Annotated in this window: 12 protein-coding genes; 3 read left to right on the forward strand and 9 right to left on the reverse strand. The window is 57.7% G+C overall.

Annotation, left to right across the window (positions count from 1 at the left end; genetic code table 11):
* A partial coding sequence (locus tag CU103_RS31830; protein ID WP_210203845.1) for a hypothetical protein occupies window positions 1-361 on the forward strand: 361 nt, incomplete at its 5' end.
* 215 nt (window positions 362-576) lie between these two features.
* Window positions 577-2529, forward strand: coding sequence for a M23 family metallopeptidase (locus CU103_RS25710; protein WP_106666889.1), 1953 nt, complete (start codon window positions 577-579; stop codon window positions 2527-2529).
* 3 nt (window positions 2530-2532) lie between these two features.
* Here CU103_RS25710 and CU103_RS25715 read toward each other — a convergent pair whose 3' ends face one another.
* The 8 genes from CU103_RS25715 to CU103_RS25750 all read right to left on the reverse strand — a co-directional run bounded on the left by CU103_RS25715 (window position 2533) and on the right by CU103_RS25750 (window position 15057).
* The gene (locus CU103_RS25715; RefSeq protein ID WP_106666890.1) at window positions 2533-3945 is read right to left on the reverse strand and encodes a L,D-transpeptidase; all 1413 of its coding nucleotides are present in this window, start codon (window positions 3943-3945) and stop codon (window positions 2533-2535) included.
* Between the two features lie 171 nt (window positions 3946-4116).
* The gene (gene clpB / locus CU103_RS25720; RefSeq protein ID WP_106666891.1) at window positions 4117-6729 is read right to left on the reverse strand and encodes an ATP-dependent chaperone ClpB; all 2613 of its coding nucleotides are present in this window, start codon (window positions 6727-6729) and stop codon (window positions 4117-4119) included.
* A 687-nt stretch (window positions 6730-7416) separates the two neighbouring features.
* Window positions 7417-8079: a dihydrofolate reductase family protein gene (locus tag CU103_RS25725; protein WP_106666892.1), complete on the reverse strand. Its 663-nt coding sequence runs from the start codon at window positions 8077-8079 to the stop codon at window positions 7417-7419.
* 264 nt (window positions 8080-8343) lie between these two features.
* Entirely contained in the window at window positions 8344-9159 is an 816-nt protein-coding gene (locus tag CU103_RS25730) for a DUF4167 domain-containing protein (RefSeq protein WP_106666893.1), read from the reverse strand.
* Between the two features lie 295 nt (window positions 9160-9454).
* Entirely contained in the window at window positions 9455-10327 is an 873-nt protein-coding gene (prmC, locus tag CU103_RS25735; RefSeq protein ID WP_106666894.1) for a peptide chain release factor N(5)-glutamine methyltransferase, read from the reverse strand.
* Window positions 10328-10332: 5 nt separating this feature from the next.
* The gene (prfA, locus tag CU103_RS25740) at window positions 10333-11412 is read right to left on the reverse strand and encodes a peptide chain release factor 1 (RefSeq protein ID WP_106666895.1); all 1080 of its coding nucleotides are present in this window, start codon (window positions 11410-11412) and stop codon (window positions 10333-10335) included.
* A 7-nt stretch (window positions 11413-11419) separates the two neighbouring features.
* A complete protein-coding gene (ptsP, locus tag CU103_RS25745) occupies window positions 11420-13660 on the reverse strand; it encodes a phosphoenolpyruvate--protein phosphotransferase (RefSeq protein ID WP_106667040.1) in 2241 nt (746 codons plus the stop codon).
* A 143-nt stretch (window positions 13661-13803) separates the two neighbouring features.
* Window positions 13804-15057, reverse strand: a complete 1254-nt coding sequence (locus CU103_RS25750) for an aspartate kinase (protein WP_106666896.1) — start codon at window positions 15055-15057, stop codon at window positions 13804-13806.
* 190 nt (window positions 15058-15247) lie between these two features.
* Here CU103_RS25750 and ubiG point away from each other — a divergent pair, with 190 nt between their 5' ends.
* The gene (gene ubiG, locus CU103_RS25755) at window positions 15248-15991 is read left to right on the forward strand and encodes a bifunctional 2-polyprenyl-6-hydroxyphenol methylase/3-demethylubiquinol 3-O-methyltransferase UbiG (RefSeq protein ID WP_106666897.1); all 744 of its coding nucleotides are present in this window, start codon (window positions 15248-15250) and stop codon (window positions 15989-15991) included.
* Window positions 15992-16005: 14 nt separating this feature from the next.
* Here ubiG and CU103_RS25760 read toward each other — a convergent pair whose 3' ends face one another.
* The gene (locus CU103_RS25760; protein WP_106666898.1) at window positions 16006-16902 is read right to left on the reverse strand and encodes a DMT family transporter; all 897 of its coding nucleotides are present in this window, start codon (window positions 16900-16902) and stop codon (window positions 16006-16008) included.
* Window positions 16903-16918 lie beyond the last annotated feature (16 nt).

Genomic DNA, 16918 nt, shown 5'->3' on the forward strand with positions numbered 1-16918 from the left:
CAAACAAACCCAACCTTCCGGTCAGGCACAAAAGCCTTCCGGTTTACACAAAACCGGAAAAACCGAAAAGAATGTCACTTCCGCAACAATCCCTAAAGCTCTCAAAGACCGCCTGCCTCAGCATTCCTGCCTAGCAAACCTTAGGGCGCATTCAGCAACCGCCAGCGGCGCCCCGCCCTCGTTGTGCCGGTATATAGACCCCACCAGCAAAACTGTCAACAGCGTTTTTGAAGATATTATGAAAAATGTGACAGGCCCTCCTCCTCGCCCGTTCACCTTCGTCAAATTGCAGCACCTGTCTGTAGCCAGCAAATTGAAATGTGATCGTGGCGGCCACAAACATGCCCGATTCCCACCATAGCGCTCGCTCGCATGCGGCAAGATCAGCCCCGACTTTCATCGCACGCGGCCTAGCCTGTGCACACACTTCTGGAGCGCTGCGTTGACAGAGCGAAGCTGCAAGGGCAAAACTGCGGCCACGTTGATTTCATACCGGCACGCAGCTGGTCGGCACGCGCACCGAAAAACCACACACACCCTGCATTCCACAACGGCGACAGGATCGACACTTAGAGTATGAACGAGTACGAGGGGCACTCATCAATCGATCCGGGAAACGAGCCGCCGTTGATAACGGACGGCCGTCGTGGCCCACCGGACCGGCGCGAGATATCGGCGCGATGGCTAGCGGGTACTTTCCTCACCGGCATTACCTCGAGCCTGCTGATGGGTGTGGCCCTGTTTGCCGCGCTTGACGGCCGTGAACAATTGGCGACGCCTCCGGAACTCATGGCCCGCAACACCATGCCTGCAGCGGGCGGGAACAGTGATGTCGCCAAAGGCGCTCGCGTCGCTGCGACGACCCCCATACAGAAAAATCGCGATCGGCGGCGGCTTGACGTCTCGACAATGTTCAAGGATGGCGAACGCGACGTCATTCGCTCGATGCCGTTCGAATTTGTAAACATTGCCCTTGCTGATGTTCATAATACGAATCGCCGATATCCCGCATTCAATCCGCTCAACGTTTTTGCGGAAGCAAATGAGGGCACCGACCCGACGCCGAAGACAGGGCTGATATATGGGGCAAAAGTCGAGAGCGAAGTCAGCCTCCGCACCATGGATTTCCCTCTGACCACGGCACAGTATGATCCTTCAGATGATCTGAGTGCGGATGAAGTAGAGGAAGTCGTCCGCAATACGGGTTCGCTCTTGACTGACGGAGCGATCCAGGTCGCTTCGCTTCACTATGTCGATCCATTGCGTTTTGGTGCTGAAGAAGACCCCTACAATCTGCGCAATCCGCTGGCGGTCAAAATCATTCAGGAGAATGTCAGCGTTGCGCCCCGCTTGCCAGAAGATGCCGAGGGTGCCGGCTATTCAGAAGAACTCATCCCGTTTCGCGGTGACAAGGATATTCTGGCCGCCCTCAATGAAGCTGGCTACGAAAATGACGATGCTACCGGCATGTCCGAGGCAATTGGCAAACTATTGAATTCACCGCGCCTGAAAAGCGGAAGCGTTTTGCGGCTTGGAATCGAATCCCGCAATAATATCGACAGGATCATGCGGGCCAGTGTTTATAACGGCGCCACGCATATCCTGACAATCGCCCTGAATGACGGAGACCAGTATGTTCCGGCTGACGAGCCGGAAATGACTCCGGGTCTGCAGGTTGCCTTCGATGACAATCCACCCCCCTCGCGGCGCTCCGAAGATTTACCGGCGGTCTATGATGGCATCTACAGAGCTGGCCTCGCCTATGGCATGACGGATTCAATGATCCAGCAGCTCATCCGCATGCTGGCATCCGACGTCGACTTCCAGTCTCAACTCAGCCCGACCGATCATCTGGAAGCGCTCTTTTCGCTCCCGGCTGATTCGGATAAGGCTGGCGACGAATCGGAGATTCTTTATGTAGCCGCGAATTTTGGCGGCGACCTCAAGAAATTCTATCGATTCCATGGTGAGGACGGAACGACGGACTATTACGATGAGAACGGCAAGAGCTCCAAACAGTTCCTGCTGCGCAAACCCGTTCCGAACGGCGTCTTTCGTTCGCCCTTCGGCATGCGCCGGCATCCGATTCTCGGCTATTCCCGCATGCATACCGGCGTCGACTGGTCTGCGCCGCGCGGCACACCGATCATAGCCGCAGGAAATGGCGTGGTTGAGCGCGCGGGCTGGACAAATGGTTATGGCAATCAAACCATTATTCGCCATTCAAATGGTTACGAGAGCAGCTATTCTCACCAGAATGCAATTGCGAGTGGCGTTACACCGGGAGCCCGTATCCGGCAAGGTCAGGTGATTGGCTATCTCGGTTCGACAGGACTTTCGACAGGGCCGCATCTTCATTATGAAGTCATCGTCAATGGCTCGAAGGTCGATCCAATGCGCATTCGCTTGCCAAGCGGCGGCGCTCTCGATGGCGATGACCTCGTCGCTTTCAAGCGTGAGCGCGAGCGCATCGATCAGCTGCTGAGGGAAGAAGACGCGAACGGAACGAAAGTCGCCGCGAGCGGCTAAGACCTACTCCTGAAATTCGACCGTCACGCCCTTCTGAACCAATTTCGACAATTCTGTTGCATCCCAGTTGGTCAATCGCACACAGCCATGGCTGTTGGTCTTGCCTATCTTTGACGGTTCGGGAGTACCGTGGATCCCATAGGTCGGCTTTGACAGTGCGATCCAGACCGTACCGACCGGCCCATTCGGACCCGGTGGGATAGTCAGGACCGAATTGTTTTCACCCTGCTTGAAGTTGATCTTCGGGTTGTATGTATAGTTGGGATTGAGCGCGATCCGCTCCACTTGAACCGTACCGGATGGCGATGGCGTATCCGTCGAGCCGATCGTTGCGGGGTAGGCAACGATCAACCTTCCTTCCGCATTGTAGCCACGCACCTGTTTGCGCCCCTTGTCGGCAATGATTCGTGTCACAGCACCGCCGGCATTCTGGCCCGTGCTGGCAATCTGGATAGCAACACCCGGCGTATTGAAATCCACGCCCGGATTGATTTCCTTCAGATAGTTTTCATCCATATGGAAGCGCTCGGCCAACATTTCCGTGACGGATGTGAACGCCATGCGCTCAAGTTGTGCCTTGTGGCTATAATCCTCGGGGATGGACGCGACAAACGGATAAGCCGCATCTTCCGACGTGATCGTGTAGGAAACGAAAGCCGGACCACCGGTCTGTTCCAGCGATGCGTTGATACCTTCCTCGTTGAGCGGATCGAATTTCTGCCCGGTCATCTCCTCAAAAGCGGCTACGGCCTTGTCGACATTGCCGCCCTTGTGCCCGTCGATGACGCCAGGTGACACGCCGATTCGATCAAGCAGAACCTGGATGGCGGCGATCTTGGCCTTCGCCCCCTGCCCCTTGGGCAATTCGACAGTAGGTGCCGGATTGGGATGAACCGGTATTTGCTCTTGCTGCGGAGCGTCGGTCAGCCCATCGCCTGGCAATCCAGGGTCAACATAATTCGGGTCGGGTGACTGCAAGTTTGATTCGCCATCAGCAGGCGGCAAGGGCTGACGATCGACACTGCCATAGTCGCGTTCGGAAGGCAGCGCGGATTGCTGTTCGTATGGGTCGTTCGGACGCGCGTACGGATCTTCCGGAATCGCACCGGTATCATACGGATCCTGCGGAGCGTCGGGAAAGTAATCGCTTGATTGATCATTTTGCGGCTCTTCGACCGCAACAATGCGGCCGCGACGGTCGACCGTGATTTTCCTGCCATATTCGTCAAAATACGCCCGGTAAGCTTCGCGGCGCGGACGGCGTTCACCTGGTTCGAAGAGTTGCGCGACCGCATAAGGAGCCTGATCGCTTGCCGCGGGTCCTGCAATTTCGGCCGCCCGCCCGCTCGCGGGGGCAAGGGCACTTGCGGAAGCAACGAGCAACATTCCAAACATTGAATTATAATAAGACGCCATGCGGATCGCTTCCGGTTTTCACTAGTAACGCAACATTAAGCATGATTGACCGATTTTCCTGTCTTTATGGTTAATGACTGCGCGCTTTTATCGTTGCATCTATCGGATGAACGGGACGTGAAAATGGCCGCCATATGGCGGCCATTCTCTTTATTTTCATGTCGTGAGCACTCAAGCTGCTTCGCTCTTCTCCCGTTCGGGAGCTGACTTGACCGATTTGAAATTCAGCCTGTCCGAACCCGCGGTGATTCTTACCGTCGAGCCATCCAGAATCTCGCCGAGCAGAATCTTCTCCGCAAGCGGGTCCTGGACCTGCTTCTGGATGACACGCTTCAGCGGCCGCGCACCGTACGCAGGGTCATAGCCCTTTTCGGCAAGCCAGTCCGTCGCATCTTCGTCGACCTTGAGAACGATCTTGCGATCGGCCAGCAGCTTCTGCAGGTGCTCGAGCTGGATCGCAACGATCTTGCCCATTTCCTTGCGCTGCAGGCGATGGAACAGAATTATCTCATCCACGCGGTTGAGGAATTCCGGCCGGAACGACGCCTTGACGACGTTCATCACCTCTTCCCGAACTTCCTCGACATCCTGACCTTCGGCCAGGCCGACAAGATATTCCGCGCCGAGATTGGACGTCATGATGACCAGAGTGTTGCGGAAATCGACGGTACGCCCCTGACCGTCGGTCAGACGCCCATCATCGAGAACCTGCAGCAGCACATTGAATACATCGGGATGCGCCTTTTCGATCTCGTCGAAGAGGATAACCTGATAGGGCCTGCGCCGGACGGCCTCGGTCAGAGCGCCGCCTTCCTCATAGCCGACATAGCCGGGGGGAGCACCGATCAGACGTGCAACCGAGTGTTTCTCCATATATTCGGACATGTCGAGGCGAACCATCGCCGTCTCGTCCGTGAACAGAAATGATGCAAGCGCTTTCGTAAGCTCGGTTTTGCCGACGCCTGTAGGTCCCAGGAAAATGAACGAGCCGATTGGCCGGTTCGGATCCTGCAACCCAGCGCGCGCACGGCGAACGGCTTTCGATACGGCTTGAACCGCTTCGCCCTGTCCGACGACACGCTTGGCGAGTTCGTCTTCCATCCGCAGCAGCTTTTCCCGCTCACCTTCCAGCATCCGGTCAACGGGAATGCCGGTCCAGCGTGAAACGACCTGGGCAACATGATCCGGTGTGACCGTTTCCTCGACCATCGAGGTAGCATTGTCCTGCTGCTCGGCCTGCGCCAGTTCCTTCTCCAGCTGCGGGATCGTTCCATAGGCAAGCTCGCCCGCCTTCTGGAATTCACCATTTCGCTGAGCCGAAGCGAGAGCGTTGCGAGCATCGTCAAGCTGGCGCTTCAGATCGGCGGCATGCCCGAGCTTCTGCTTTTCCGCCTGCCAGGTATTCGTCAATGAAGTCGACTGTTCCTCAAGATCGGCAAGCTCCTTTTCCAGCCTCTCCAGACGGTCGCGGGAAGCGTCATCCTTCTCGACCTTCAGGGCCTCGCGCTCGATCTTCAGCTGCATGATGCGACGGTCGATTTCATCCAGCTCTTCCGGCTTGGAATCAACCTGCATACGAAGCCGCGCGGCGCCTTCGTCGACAAGGTCGATCGCCTTGTCCGGCAGGAAGCGGTCGGTGATATAACGATTCGACAATGTCGCCGCAGCCACAAGCGCCGAGTCGGAAATGCGGACCTTGTGATGCTGCTCGTATTTTTCCTTCAGGCCGCGCAGAATCGAGATCGTATCCTCGACTGTCGGCTCGTCGACGAACACCGGCTGGAACCGGCGGGCAAGAGCAGGATCTTTTTCCACATGCTTGCGATATTCATCAAGCGTCGTCGCGCCGACGCAATGCAGCTCGCCGCGAGCCAGCGCGGGCTTCAAAAGATTCGAAGCATCCATCGCGCCTTCGCTCTTGCCGGCGCCGACAAGCGTGTGCATCTCGTCAATGAACAGGATGATGTCGCCATTGGCTGACGTGACTTCGGAAAGCACGCCCTTCAATCGCTCTTCGAACTCGCCGCGATATTTCGCACCGGCGATCAGTGCACCCATGTCGAGCGCCATCAGCTGTTTGTCTTTCAGCGATTCCGGCACATCGCCATTGACGATGCGCAGAGCGAGACCTTCTGCAATTGCCGTCTTGCCCACGCCGGGTTCGCCAATGAGCACCGGATTGTTCTTGGTACGCCGCGACAGAACCTGGATCGTCCGGCGAATCTCGTCGTCGCGGCCAATGACGGGGTCGAGCTTGCCCGCCCGCGCATCGGCCGTCAGGTCGCGTGCATATTTCTTCAGGGCATCATACGTGTTCTCGGCAGATGCCGAGTCAGCCGTCCGGCCCTTGCGGATATCGTTGATAACCGCGTTCAGACCGGCCGCAGTGACGCCGGCGCGGCTCAGGATTTCGGAAGTCTTGGCCGACTTTTCGATCGCCATGGCCGTCAGCAGGCGTTCGACAGTTACGAAACTGTCGCCGGCCTTCTTCGCTACTTCCTCGGCAGTCGTAAAAACCTTGGCCAATGGCTGGGCTAGATAAAGCTGGCCATTGCCACCTGTCACTTTCGGCAGCGCATCAAGAGCAGCCTGCAAACCGAGGCGTACATCTTCTACGCGCCCGCCTGCCCGCTCGATCAGCGACGCGGCAAGACCTTCCTCATCGTCAACCAGGACTTTGAGCAAATGTTCGGGGGCAAACTGCTGATGATTGGAGGAAAGGGCAAAGGTCTGCGCCGACTGGATGAAACCGCGGACGCGCTCCGTATATTTTTCAATGTTCATCGTATGTCTCCTTTTCCCGAACGACCCTCTTGGAGGCGTCGTGCGGCGTGTTGGTGACGGGTCCCCTCATGAGGCAAACCCATTCATTCGCCTCCAAATATGGGAACATTATCAATGCCGCGCAAGATCGGAGTTGGGCGTTTTGTTGCGCCACATGCACGGAGTTTTTTGTATAGCACATCCTCCCCCCGCCACGCCCTCATTCTCTGAGTCTGGTCATTGAGTGGCTGGGGAAGACGGGCGGTCGCCGAAGCGCGTCTTGGTAGAAGTAGTAATGCGATCCGAAGACCGCCCGTCCGGCGACTTTTCATCCCGTCCGTTCCCTTGGGAGGCTTCGGCACCGGGGAATACCATTTGCGGCATTCCATGCGTCACCTACGTGCCCCTTAGAATGCTCGTCCAGCACGCGCCGATCCTAGTACCGGCAGGGGAACCCTTGGACAGAACGTCCCCGGACAGCGGGTCCGTTCCCCGCCATCGGAGGCGCTGGTCCTTTCCCCGCTTCGAACGGCTCCGGAAGCAGTTCCCCGTGGAAAGGACCGGCTTAGAATAAACCAGGTTTGGAGGGTGTTGGATAAGTTGGCGGGATTATTTTCTGACCTGGACGGCGCTGACTGCCGTATGGTGCCTGCTGTGCGTGGTTCGCAAGAGGAACGTGAGGAAGCGTCACCATAGACGATCTTGCCTCTAACCCTCGCGTTTCATCTTCTCGCGACGTGCGAGTTCGGCTTCGCTTGGTTCCTCGAGGGCGAATGATCCAGTGCTGACAGATCCGGAGCGCAGATAGGTGCTCATCGTGACACCGGTCGTCGAAACTTTCGTCTCGACGAGCTTCAACCCGGCAGGTACGCCGCCTTGGCCAAACATGCGTTTGCCGGAACCCAGCAAGAGTGGAAAGACAAAAAGATTGAATTGGTCGATCAAGTCGTTTGCCAGCAGCGTCTGGATAAGCTGGCTGCTGCCCTGAATGAGCAGATCCGATCCGTCCTGCTGCTTCAATTGCGCGATTTCTGCCGCCACGTCACCGTGAATGGCCACCGAATTTTTCCAGGTGAGCGGCTCTGTCGATGAGGTTGCCACATATTTGGTCACCGCATTGAACTTATCTGCAATAAGGCCGCTCTCCGCATAAGGCCAATAGGCGGCAAATATTTCATAGGTCTTGCGGCCAAGCAGCAGATCGAAGGGCGCTGTCATGATCTCGTCCATGACCTTGCCCATTGGCTCGTCCCAATAATTGACCGTCCAGCCGCCATGGGTGAATCCGCCGGTTGGGTCCTCGTCGGGTCCGCCAGGGGCCTGCATGACCCCATCGACACTCAGGAAAGTTGAAGCAATGACTTTTCGCATTTCGTTTCTCCTCTTTTTTCCTGACCCGCAACTGCGAGGCTCAGGACAACCGAAGGACGGTTGAGCGAGCGTCTGGCCGACATATCAGCGCATTTTTTTACGGGGCCGTGGGTACAGCGCTCTTGCGCGCGCCGTATAAAGCCCGTGGTTCCGGCAAAGTTCCTCGCGGCCCCTCGGAACCATGCACCCGTGCCAAGGTCATTCAACGCATTACGCCACCCGCAGGTTTCCCCGCAGGTGGCGTAAAATTCAATCACACTCAGATCAAACGTCGGATTCTACCGCCGCCCGGCGCTTCTTCACTTGGGCGACAATACCTGCCGGTGAAAGATCATTGGCGGTATCAGGCGCAACTGGTTCAGCGGCGCTTTCTTCCGTCACCCGCGGTTCACGCGGACGAGCAGGACGACGGCCGCGCGGGGCGCGACGTGCCGGCTTGGCCTCGGCAGCCTCTTCGGAAGCCTCGGGAGCGCTTTCGACGGGTTGAACCTGCGGCTGGCGCTGGCTTACCGTGTCGTCGTCATAGGCGACTTCTGCGGGAGTACCTTCAATGATGGGCTGTGGGCCACTGCCATTGATTGGCTGATGCATCACACGTTCTGGACGCTCATGACGCTCGGAGCGTTCTTGCCTCTCCTGGCGCTCTGGACGTTCCTGACGCTGGGGACGTTCTTGACGTTGGGAGAACTCCTGCTGGCGTTCCGGCAGCTCTTGACGATCGGAATCGTTGCCGTTGCCGTTATTGCCCTCATCGTCATAGCCAATATCTTCATCCTGCTCGTCGCGGTCATCACGATCGTCGCGCTGATACTGGACAGGCGCCTGAGCCTGAGCAGCGAGAATGATTCGATTGTAGTGCTCGGCGTGCTGGAGATAGTTTTCAGCTATCACGCGATCACCGGCGCTCTGTGCATCACGTGCAAGCGTAGTGTATTTTTCGGCGATGTGCTGAGCGTTCCCCCGGATTTTAACATCGGGGCCGTTGCTCTCATAGTTGCGGGAAAGTGGGTTGGGACCTTTGTTGCGGTTATTGTTGTTACCGCGTCCGCGCATGCGCCTATTCTGCTGTACTGGCCTCATACTTATCTCTTTTCAGAAAATCAGGGGCGCTAATTTGCTCACCATTTGAGTCAAAAAGCTTCGCTTCTCAAGTGCCGACCTGAAGCGCGCCCCGCGCTTCAATCGCATCCAAAGTTCATAAAACTTTTGTGCTGCCGCAAAAACCATTTCTCCAAAGCTATTTCCAAAGAGAAATCAAACACCCGGAAATTCCCGTATCAATCTCTTGATAGGCAGAACCAGATTTGTTCGGTTTAGAGCGGTAAGGCGAAACTAGCCGTCTTCGCTGCAAATTCCAAGCCCTTTTTCAAGATTTTTACATTGGCGAGAACAATATTGCTCTTTCGTGCCCGCCAATATCCTTCCGGACACCCGTCAGGGCGAAATTTTCTCCGGAGAAAATCGCCGTGACATCACCGCGTTGTCCATACCCGATTTCCAATGCGACCGCACCGCCTTGTCTCAGATGCTGCCGGGACCGACCGGCAATTATCCGGTACGCAGTGAGTCCATCCTGGCCGCCATCCAAAGCCCTGAGCGGATCGTGCAGCACGACTTCGCGCTGCAAGCTGGCTATGTCAATGGACGGTATATAGGGCGGATTGGAAATAATCAGGTCATAGCAGCCAGTTACCCCGGAAAACCAATCCGAATGGAGGGCTGCGAAACGCTCCGATACACCTGCCATATGGGCGTTGTGACGGGCCGTTTCAAGGGCACCCTGGGAAATATCAACGCCCACCGCCCGCAATTGCTTGAACTGGTCGAGCAGCGCCAGCGCGATTGCACCGGTGCCGGTACCAAGATCGATGAGGTCGGCGACACCATGCTTTTCAATGCGTTGACGCAGGAACGGCACCACCAGTTCGACAAGGGCCTCGGTGTCAGGACGCGGCTCGAGCGTATCAGCAGATAAGGCAAGCTCAACGCCGTAGAAAGCGCGCTTGCCGATGATGCGATGCACTGATTCGCCATTGATACGCCGGTTAAGCACCGCCTCCAGCTGGCCGACAACCGCATTTTCGACGGGGCGATTCGGGTTGCGGACCATTTCAAGCCGGTCGCACCCGGTGACCCACTCGACCAGGAGACGTGCATCAAGATCTGGAGTGTCTATTCCAGCTGCGATCAGGCGAGTCCGGGCTTCCCGGTGCACATCGGCGAGGGTCAATGACCCGTCCTCAGCCATTGCTGTCAAAACCCTTCATTCATCTGGGCAAGCAAAGCTGTCTGATAGTCCGAAATCAGCGCACTGATAAGCTCATCCAGATCGCCTTCCATGATGCGATCGAGCTTGTAGAGCGTCAAATTGATGCGGTGATCGGTGACGCGCCCCTGCGGGAAATTATAGGTGCGGATGCGCTCTGAACGATCGCCTGAACCGACCTGGCTGCGCCGAGCCTCGGAACGCTCGCTATCGGCTTTCTGCCGCTGCATGTCGAACAGGCGTGAACGCAGGACCTGCATGGCGCGGGCGCGGTTCTGGTGCTGCGATTTTTCCGCCTGCACAACGACGATGCCCGAGGGGATATGCGTGATACGCACTGCGGAATCGGTGGTGTTGACGTGCTGACCGCCAGATCCCGATGCGCGCATCGTATCAATGCGGATGTCATCCGGCCGGATATCGATGTCGATCTCTTCGGCCTCCGGGAGGACTGCGACGGTTGCGGCCGAAGTGTGGATACGGCCGCTCGCTTCCGTGTCGGGAACGCGCTGCACACGGTGCACGCCCGATTCGAATTTCAGCTTGGCAAAGACACCCTTGCCCGAAACCATGGCGATGACTTCCTTGTAGCCGCCAGCTTCGCCATCGCTCGCTGAAATCAGCTCGACGCGCCAGCCATTGGATGCCGCATAGCGCTCATACATGCGGAACAGATCGCCGCCGAACAGCGCCGCTTCCGAACCGCCGGTACCGGCGCGAATTTCGAGAATGGCGTTGCGCTGGTCGGCAACGTCCTTCGGCAACAGCAGGACCTGGATATCCTTCTCCAGTTCCTCGATGCGCGCATCGATTTCCGGCAATTCGGCTTCCGCCAGCTCGCGCATATCCTTGTCCGTCGATGCGTCATTGAGCATGGACTTCAGATCGGCCGCTTCACTGCGGGCGCTGACGAGGTCGCGAATTTTCGCAACGACCGGCTCCAGCTCGGAATATTCCGACGCAAGCCTGACGTAAGTGTCGGAATCGGGATTGCTTGCCATCTGCGTCTCCATCATGGAGAAGCGCTTCAGCAGTTGATCCATACGATCCTGCGGAATGGAATTCATGCAAACCTCACAGTGTAACGCCTGCTCGCTCTGCAAACTTGGTGAGAACATGGCGCAACGAACCCGTTTCACCGTGATTGTCGATTGCGTCGTTCAGCTGCGCGCTGAGTTCGCTGACGTCGAGCGTGCCAAGCATGGCTTTGACCGGACCGATTGAAGCCGGTGACATGGATATGGACCGGAATCCAAGGCCGAGCAACGCCATGGCCGAAAGCGGCTTGCCAGCCATTTCACCGCAGAGGGTGACATCGGTATTGTTGCGCTCACCGGCCTCGGCGATCTGACGCAAAACGCGCAGGAAGGGCACGGACAGGTTATCGAAGCGATTGGTAATGATCGAATTGCCTCGATCAACGGCCATGATGAACTGGAACAGGTCATTTGAGCCGACAGAGACGAAATCCACAACCGACATCAGCTCGTCGAGCTGCCAGAGCAGCGACGGAACCTCGACCATTGCGCCGATCTTGACCCGCGTTGGCAGATCATAGGCAAAGCGCGACAGGTGTTGAACCTCGCGATTGATCAGTTCGCTCGCCTTGCGCACTTCCGCGACTTCCGTGACCATCGGCAGCATCAGCCGGAGCTCGCGGCCACCTGCAGCCTTGAGCAAGGCGCGGACCTGCGTGCGCAGCAATCCCGGACGATCGAGCGTCAACCGGATCGCCCGCCAGCCCATGGCCGGGTTTTCCTCGTTCACATTGCTGCGGAAATAGGGAAGAACCTTGTCGCCGCCGATATCGAGTGTGCGGAACGTAACCGGCCGGTCACCGGCAGCCTCGAGCACGGAGCGATAGAGACGTTCCTGTTGTTCGGCACGGGGGAACGTCGAAGCCACCATGAATTGCAATTCGGTCCGGAACAGGCCAATGCCGGCAGCACCCGCCTCCATCAATTGCGGCAGGTCGACCAACAGGCCGGCATTCATCAGCAGCGAGATCTGCACGCCGTCTTTTGTCACCGAGGGCTTGTCGCGCAATTCCCTGTAGAGCGCCTGGCGCTTGGCGCGAAACTTGACCTTTTCCGAATAGGCCGCTTCCACGTCCGACTGCGGACGAAGGTGAACGCGGCCATCATCGCCATCGACGATCACCGCATCATTGTTTTCCGCCATGGACACGACGCCCTTGACCTGACCCGCAACCGGAATGCCCATCGCTCTGGCAACGATCACCACATGGCTGGTCGCGGCGCCATCTTCCAGCACCAGGCCACGCAGCCGTTCGCGCGGATAGTCCAGCAGTTCCGCCGCGCCCATGGAGCGGGCGATGATGATGGCATCCTTGGCAAGCGACCCGGCCATGGTCTTGACGTCGCGACCCATCAGCTGACGCAACAGCCGGTTTGCCAGATCATCGAAATCGCTGAGGCGCTCGCGCATGTAGGGATCAGTCAGATGCATCATGCGGGCGCGTGTGTCGCTCTGCACCTTCTCGACCGCCGCTTCCGCAGTCAGCCCGTTGCGGATTGCCTCTTCGAGACGCCGCACCCAGCCGGTATCATGCGCAAACATCCGGTAGGCTTCCAGCACCTCGCGATGCTCGCCCTCGAACGCCACATCACGGCGCGACAGCATATCGTCGATCGAGATACGCAAGGAACCAAGCGAACTTTCGAGCCTGTCGATTTCCGTATCGATGTTTTCGTTGAAGAGATTGGTGACGACAATGCGCGGCTCATGGAGCACGACATGGCCGAGCCCGACGCCATCATTGAAGGCGTTGCCGCTGAAGCTCATCGGCTTCCCGAGATCAAGTTCGACGCCCGGACGGGCGAGCCTCGGTATCTCGCCGGCCGCCACCATTTCGGCCAAGACCATCGCCGTGGTTTCCAGCGCCTCAACCTCGTCCTCGCGATAGACGCGCTTGGTCTTGTTCTGGACGACCAGAACGCCGAGCGTTCGCCCTGCCCTCAGGATAGGCACGCCGAGGAAGGAATTGTAGATCTCCTCGCCCGTTTCCGGCAGATAGGCGAAAGCCGGGTGGGTCTGTGCATCGGTCAAATTGAGCGGGCGGGCGCTGGCGGCAATGGTACCGACAAGGCCCTGTCCAAGTCTCAGCTGCGCCAGATGGACGGCGGATGGATTCAAACCCTCGGTAGCATAGAGTTCGAGGACGCCATCGGAGCGCAGCACATAGAATGAGCACACTTCCGCGACCATGTTCTGCGCGATTTCGCGAACAATGCGGTCAAGCCTCTCCTGTGGCTCAAGAGCCTCCGCCATCAATTCGCGGAGGCGCTTCAGCATGACACGGGGGCCGCTTATCTGCTCGCGCGTGGGCACTTGGAGCCTTTCTCCATAACAATATTGGCAAGGCCGGAATGGCCTCACCAAATCAGTCAATCCATCATGTCAGCCGTCGAAGATGCCGACAAATAGAATCTGGCTTGCTAATGCTTATCCAGACCGTAGACGGAATGCAAAGTGCGTACTGCAAGTTCCGCATAGGGACCATCAATAAGAATGGAAATCTTGATTTCCGAAGTGGTGATGGCGCGGATATTGATGCCCTTGTCGGCGAGCGCGCGGAAAGCCGTCGCGGCAACGCCCGCATGACTGCGCATGCCGATACCAATGACCGAGACCTTGACCATACCGGCTTCCGACTGGATGATGTCGCAGCCAATCTCCGCCTTGACCTTTTCCAGGACAACCAGCGCCTTGTCGAGATCACCCGACGGTACCGTGAAGGTCATATCGGTCTTGGTGCCATCTTCCGAGACATTCTGAACGATCATATCAACGTTGATATGCGACTCGGCGAGCGGTCCAAATATGGCGGCGGATATGCCGGGGCGATCAGCAACGCGACGCAGCGAAATCTGGGCTTCGTCCTTGGCGTAGGCAATTCCTGTGACAACCTGCTGTTCCACGATTTCTTCCTCGTCGCAAATAAGTGTTCCGGGCGGATTGATCAAATCACCCATGCCCGGCGCATCGGGGTCTTCGAAACTGGACCTGACAAATGTGCGCACTTTGTGCACCATGGCAAGCTCGACGGACCGCACCTGCAACACTTTGGCGCCAAGCGAGGCCATTTCAAGCATTTCTTCAAATGATATCCTCGACAGGCGGCGAGCCTTGGGTTCCACACGCGGATCGGTGGTGTACACACCATCGACATCCGTATAGATGTCGCATCGATCGGCTTTGACGGCTGCCGCGATGGCAACCGCGCTGGTATCCGAGCCGCCACGTCCGAGCGTCGAGATGCGGTTGTCCGGTCCAATGCCCTGAAAGCCGGATATGACAGCGACCTGCCCTTCCTCGAACCGCTCGATCAGGAACGAACCGTCGATTTCGAGGATACGGGCCGCGCCATGCGCGTTGTCGGTCTTGATCGGGATCTGCCAGCCTTGCCATGAACGCGCATGCACGCCCATAGCCTGCAACGCGATCGCCAGCAGGCCGGCAGTTACCTGCTCGCCGGAGGCAACAATGGCATCATACTCGCGCGCATCGTGCATCGGCGAGGTCTGGCGGGTCCAAGCCACCAGCTCATTGGTTTTTCCGGCCATGGCAGAGACAACGACGGCAACCTCGTGTCCGGCATCGACTTCACGTTTGACGTGCCTGGCCACATTACGGATGCGGTCGATATCGGCCACCGAAGTGCCACCGAATTTCATCACAATGCGTGCCATGGAAAGGTACCGTTCTGGAATGCCTGAAATTGGGTCGGAAAAGAGCCGCTGGAAATGAAACCACCCTTCGCCAAATGAATGCGGCCTCCCATAACGAAATTATGACGTGACTGCAAGAACGCGGAACGATTTGCGTCTTGACATTTTTTGCCGGACGGGGCCTCTCGGAAACAACAGCGAGGACAGGCCGATGGCGACAACACAGCGCAGTACAATCGATGCGGCGGAAGTCGAGCGCTTTTCGCGCATGGCGGCCGAGTGGTGGAACCCGCAGGGCAAGTTCCGGCCCCTGCACAAGTTCAACCCGACGCGCCTTGCCTATATCAAGGAAAAGGTGTGCGCCCACTACGGCATCGATCCAAACGGGCCGTTGCCATTTGCCGGCCTGCGTATACTCGATATTGGTTGCGGTGGCGGCCTTCTTTGCGAACCCATGGCCCGCCTTGGCGCAACGGTCGTTGGCGCCGACGCCGGCGAAACCAATATCGAAGTGGCCAAGATCCATGCCGCGCAAAGCGGCCTTTCCATCGACTACCGTGCAACCACCGCGGAAGCCCTCGCCGAAGCCGGAGAACAATTCGACATCGTTCTCAACATGGAAGTCGTCGAACACGTTGCCGATGTCGATCTCTACATGTCGGCATGCTCGCAAATGGTCAAACCCGGCGGCATGACCTTTGTCGCCACGATCAATCGGACATTGAAGGCGCTCGGCCTCGCGATTCTTGGCGCCGAGTATGTCTTGCGCTGGCTGCCGCGCGGCACGCATCAATATGACAAGCTGGTCCGTCCCGAAGAACTGGAAACGGCGCTATCGCGTGCCGGACTTGAGATCGTTGAAAAGGTCGGCGTTACCTATAACCCGCTTGCCGACAGCTGGAGCCGCTCGCGCGATACCAATGTCAACTACATGGTTCTGGCAACAAGGCCCTAGAGCCTTGAAGCGCTCTAAGCGGCCTTTGCCGCCATACGCTGGGCCTTCGTGGTCATCAGAACGCCGATCGTGATGATGACAGCCCCTACCCAGGTCGCGAGCTGGTAGACTTCGCCCAGGAACAGCGTTCCGGCGAGCAGAGCAACGGCCGCGCCCACATATCCGATCTGGCTGAGATACACGGGACCCCCGACGGCCTGAAGCCGGAAATACAAAGCAAACATGCAGGCAGATGCCAGAACCTGGAAGAAAACCAGCCATGGCACAGTGCCAAGCGGTTCGACCGGGAATGCTCCAGTCATGTAGAAAATCACCGGAATGAGGACAACGGCTGTCGTTAAATGACTACCGGCCGCAAGCTCGGTCGGATCGGCGCCTTCCGGCCAGTCGATCGTGCGATAGACATTGCCCAATGCCAGAAGCACCGGAATAAGCAGCCCAATCCCCACCCACAGGGGTTCGGCCGGCTGGCCGACCTGACCGCGGGTAAAGCCGACGAGGACCGCCCCGGCAAACCCTACGAATATCCCGAGAAGGCCGAGAAGATTGGGCCTTCGCATTTTGAACAATATCGAAAGCATCAGGGTAAACACCGGCGACAGCGTGTACATGATCCCGGTATAGCCGGACCCCAAATGTGGGATCGCTGAGAGCGTCATGAGATTGGGAATGGCATAGGATACAAGCGCAGCCACAAGATAGTACCTCATCATGTGAGCGTCGAAGCGCGGCCGTTTCCCCATGATGAGGAACGCTACAAGCAGCACGGTCCCTGCTCCCGTGGAGATGACGAATGCCCATAGCGACGGCGCTATGCCTGCAGCGAATGCCAGCTTGCCGAACGGCAGCGTCAATCCGAGAAACGTGCCTGTCAAGACAAGCAGCACGGGGGCAGAATTCAGAAATGGCATGGGGAATCATCCGATG

Origin of the sequence: Phyllobacterium sophorae (assembly GCF_003010965.1) — a bacterium.
Lineage (GTDB): Bacteria > Pseudomonadota > Alphaproteobacteria > Rhizobiales > Rhizobiaceae > Phyllobacterium > Phyllobacterium sophorae.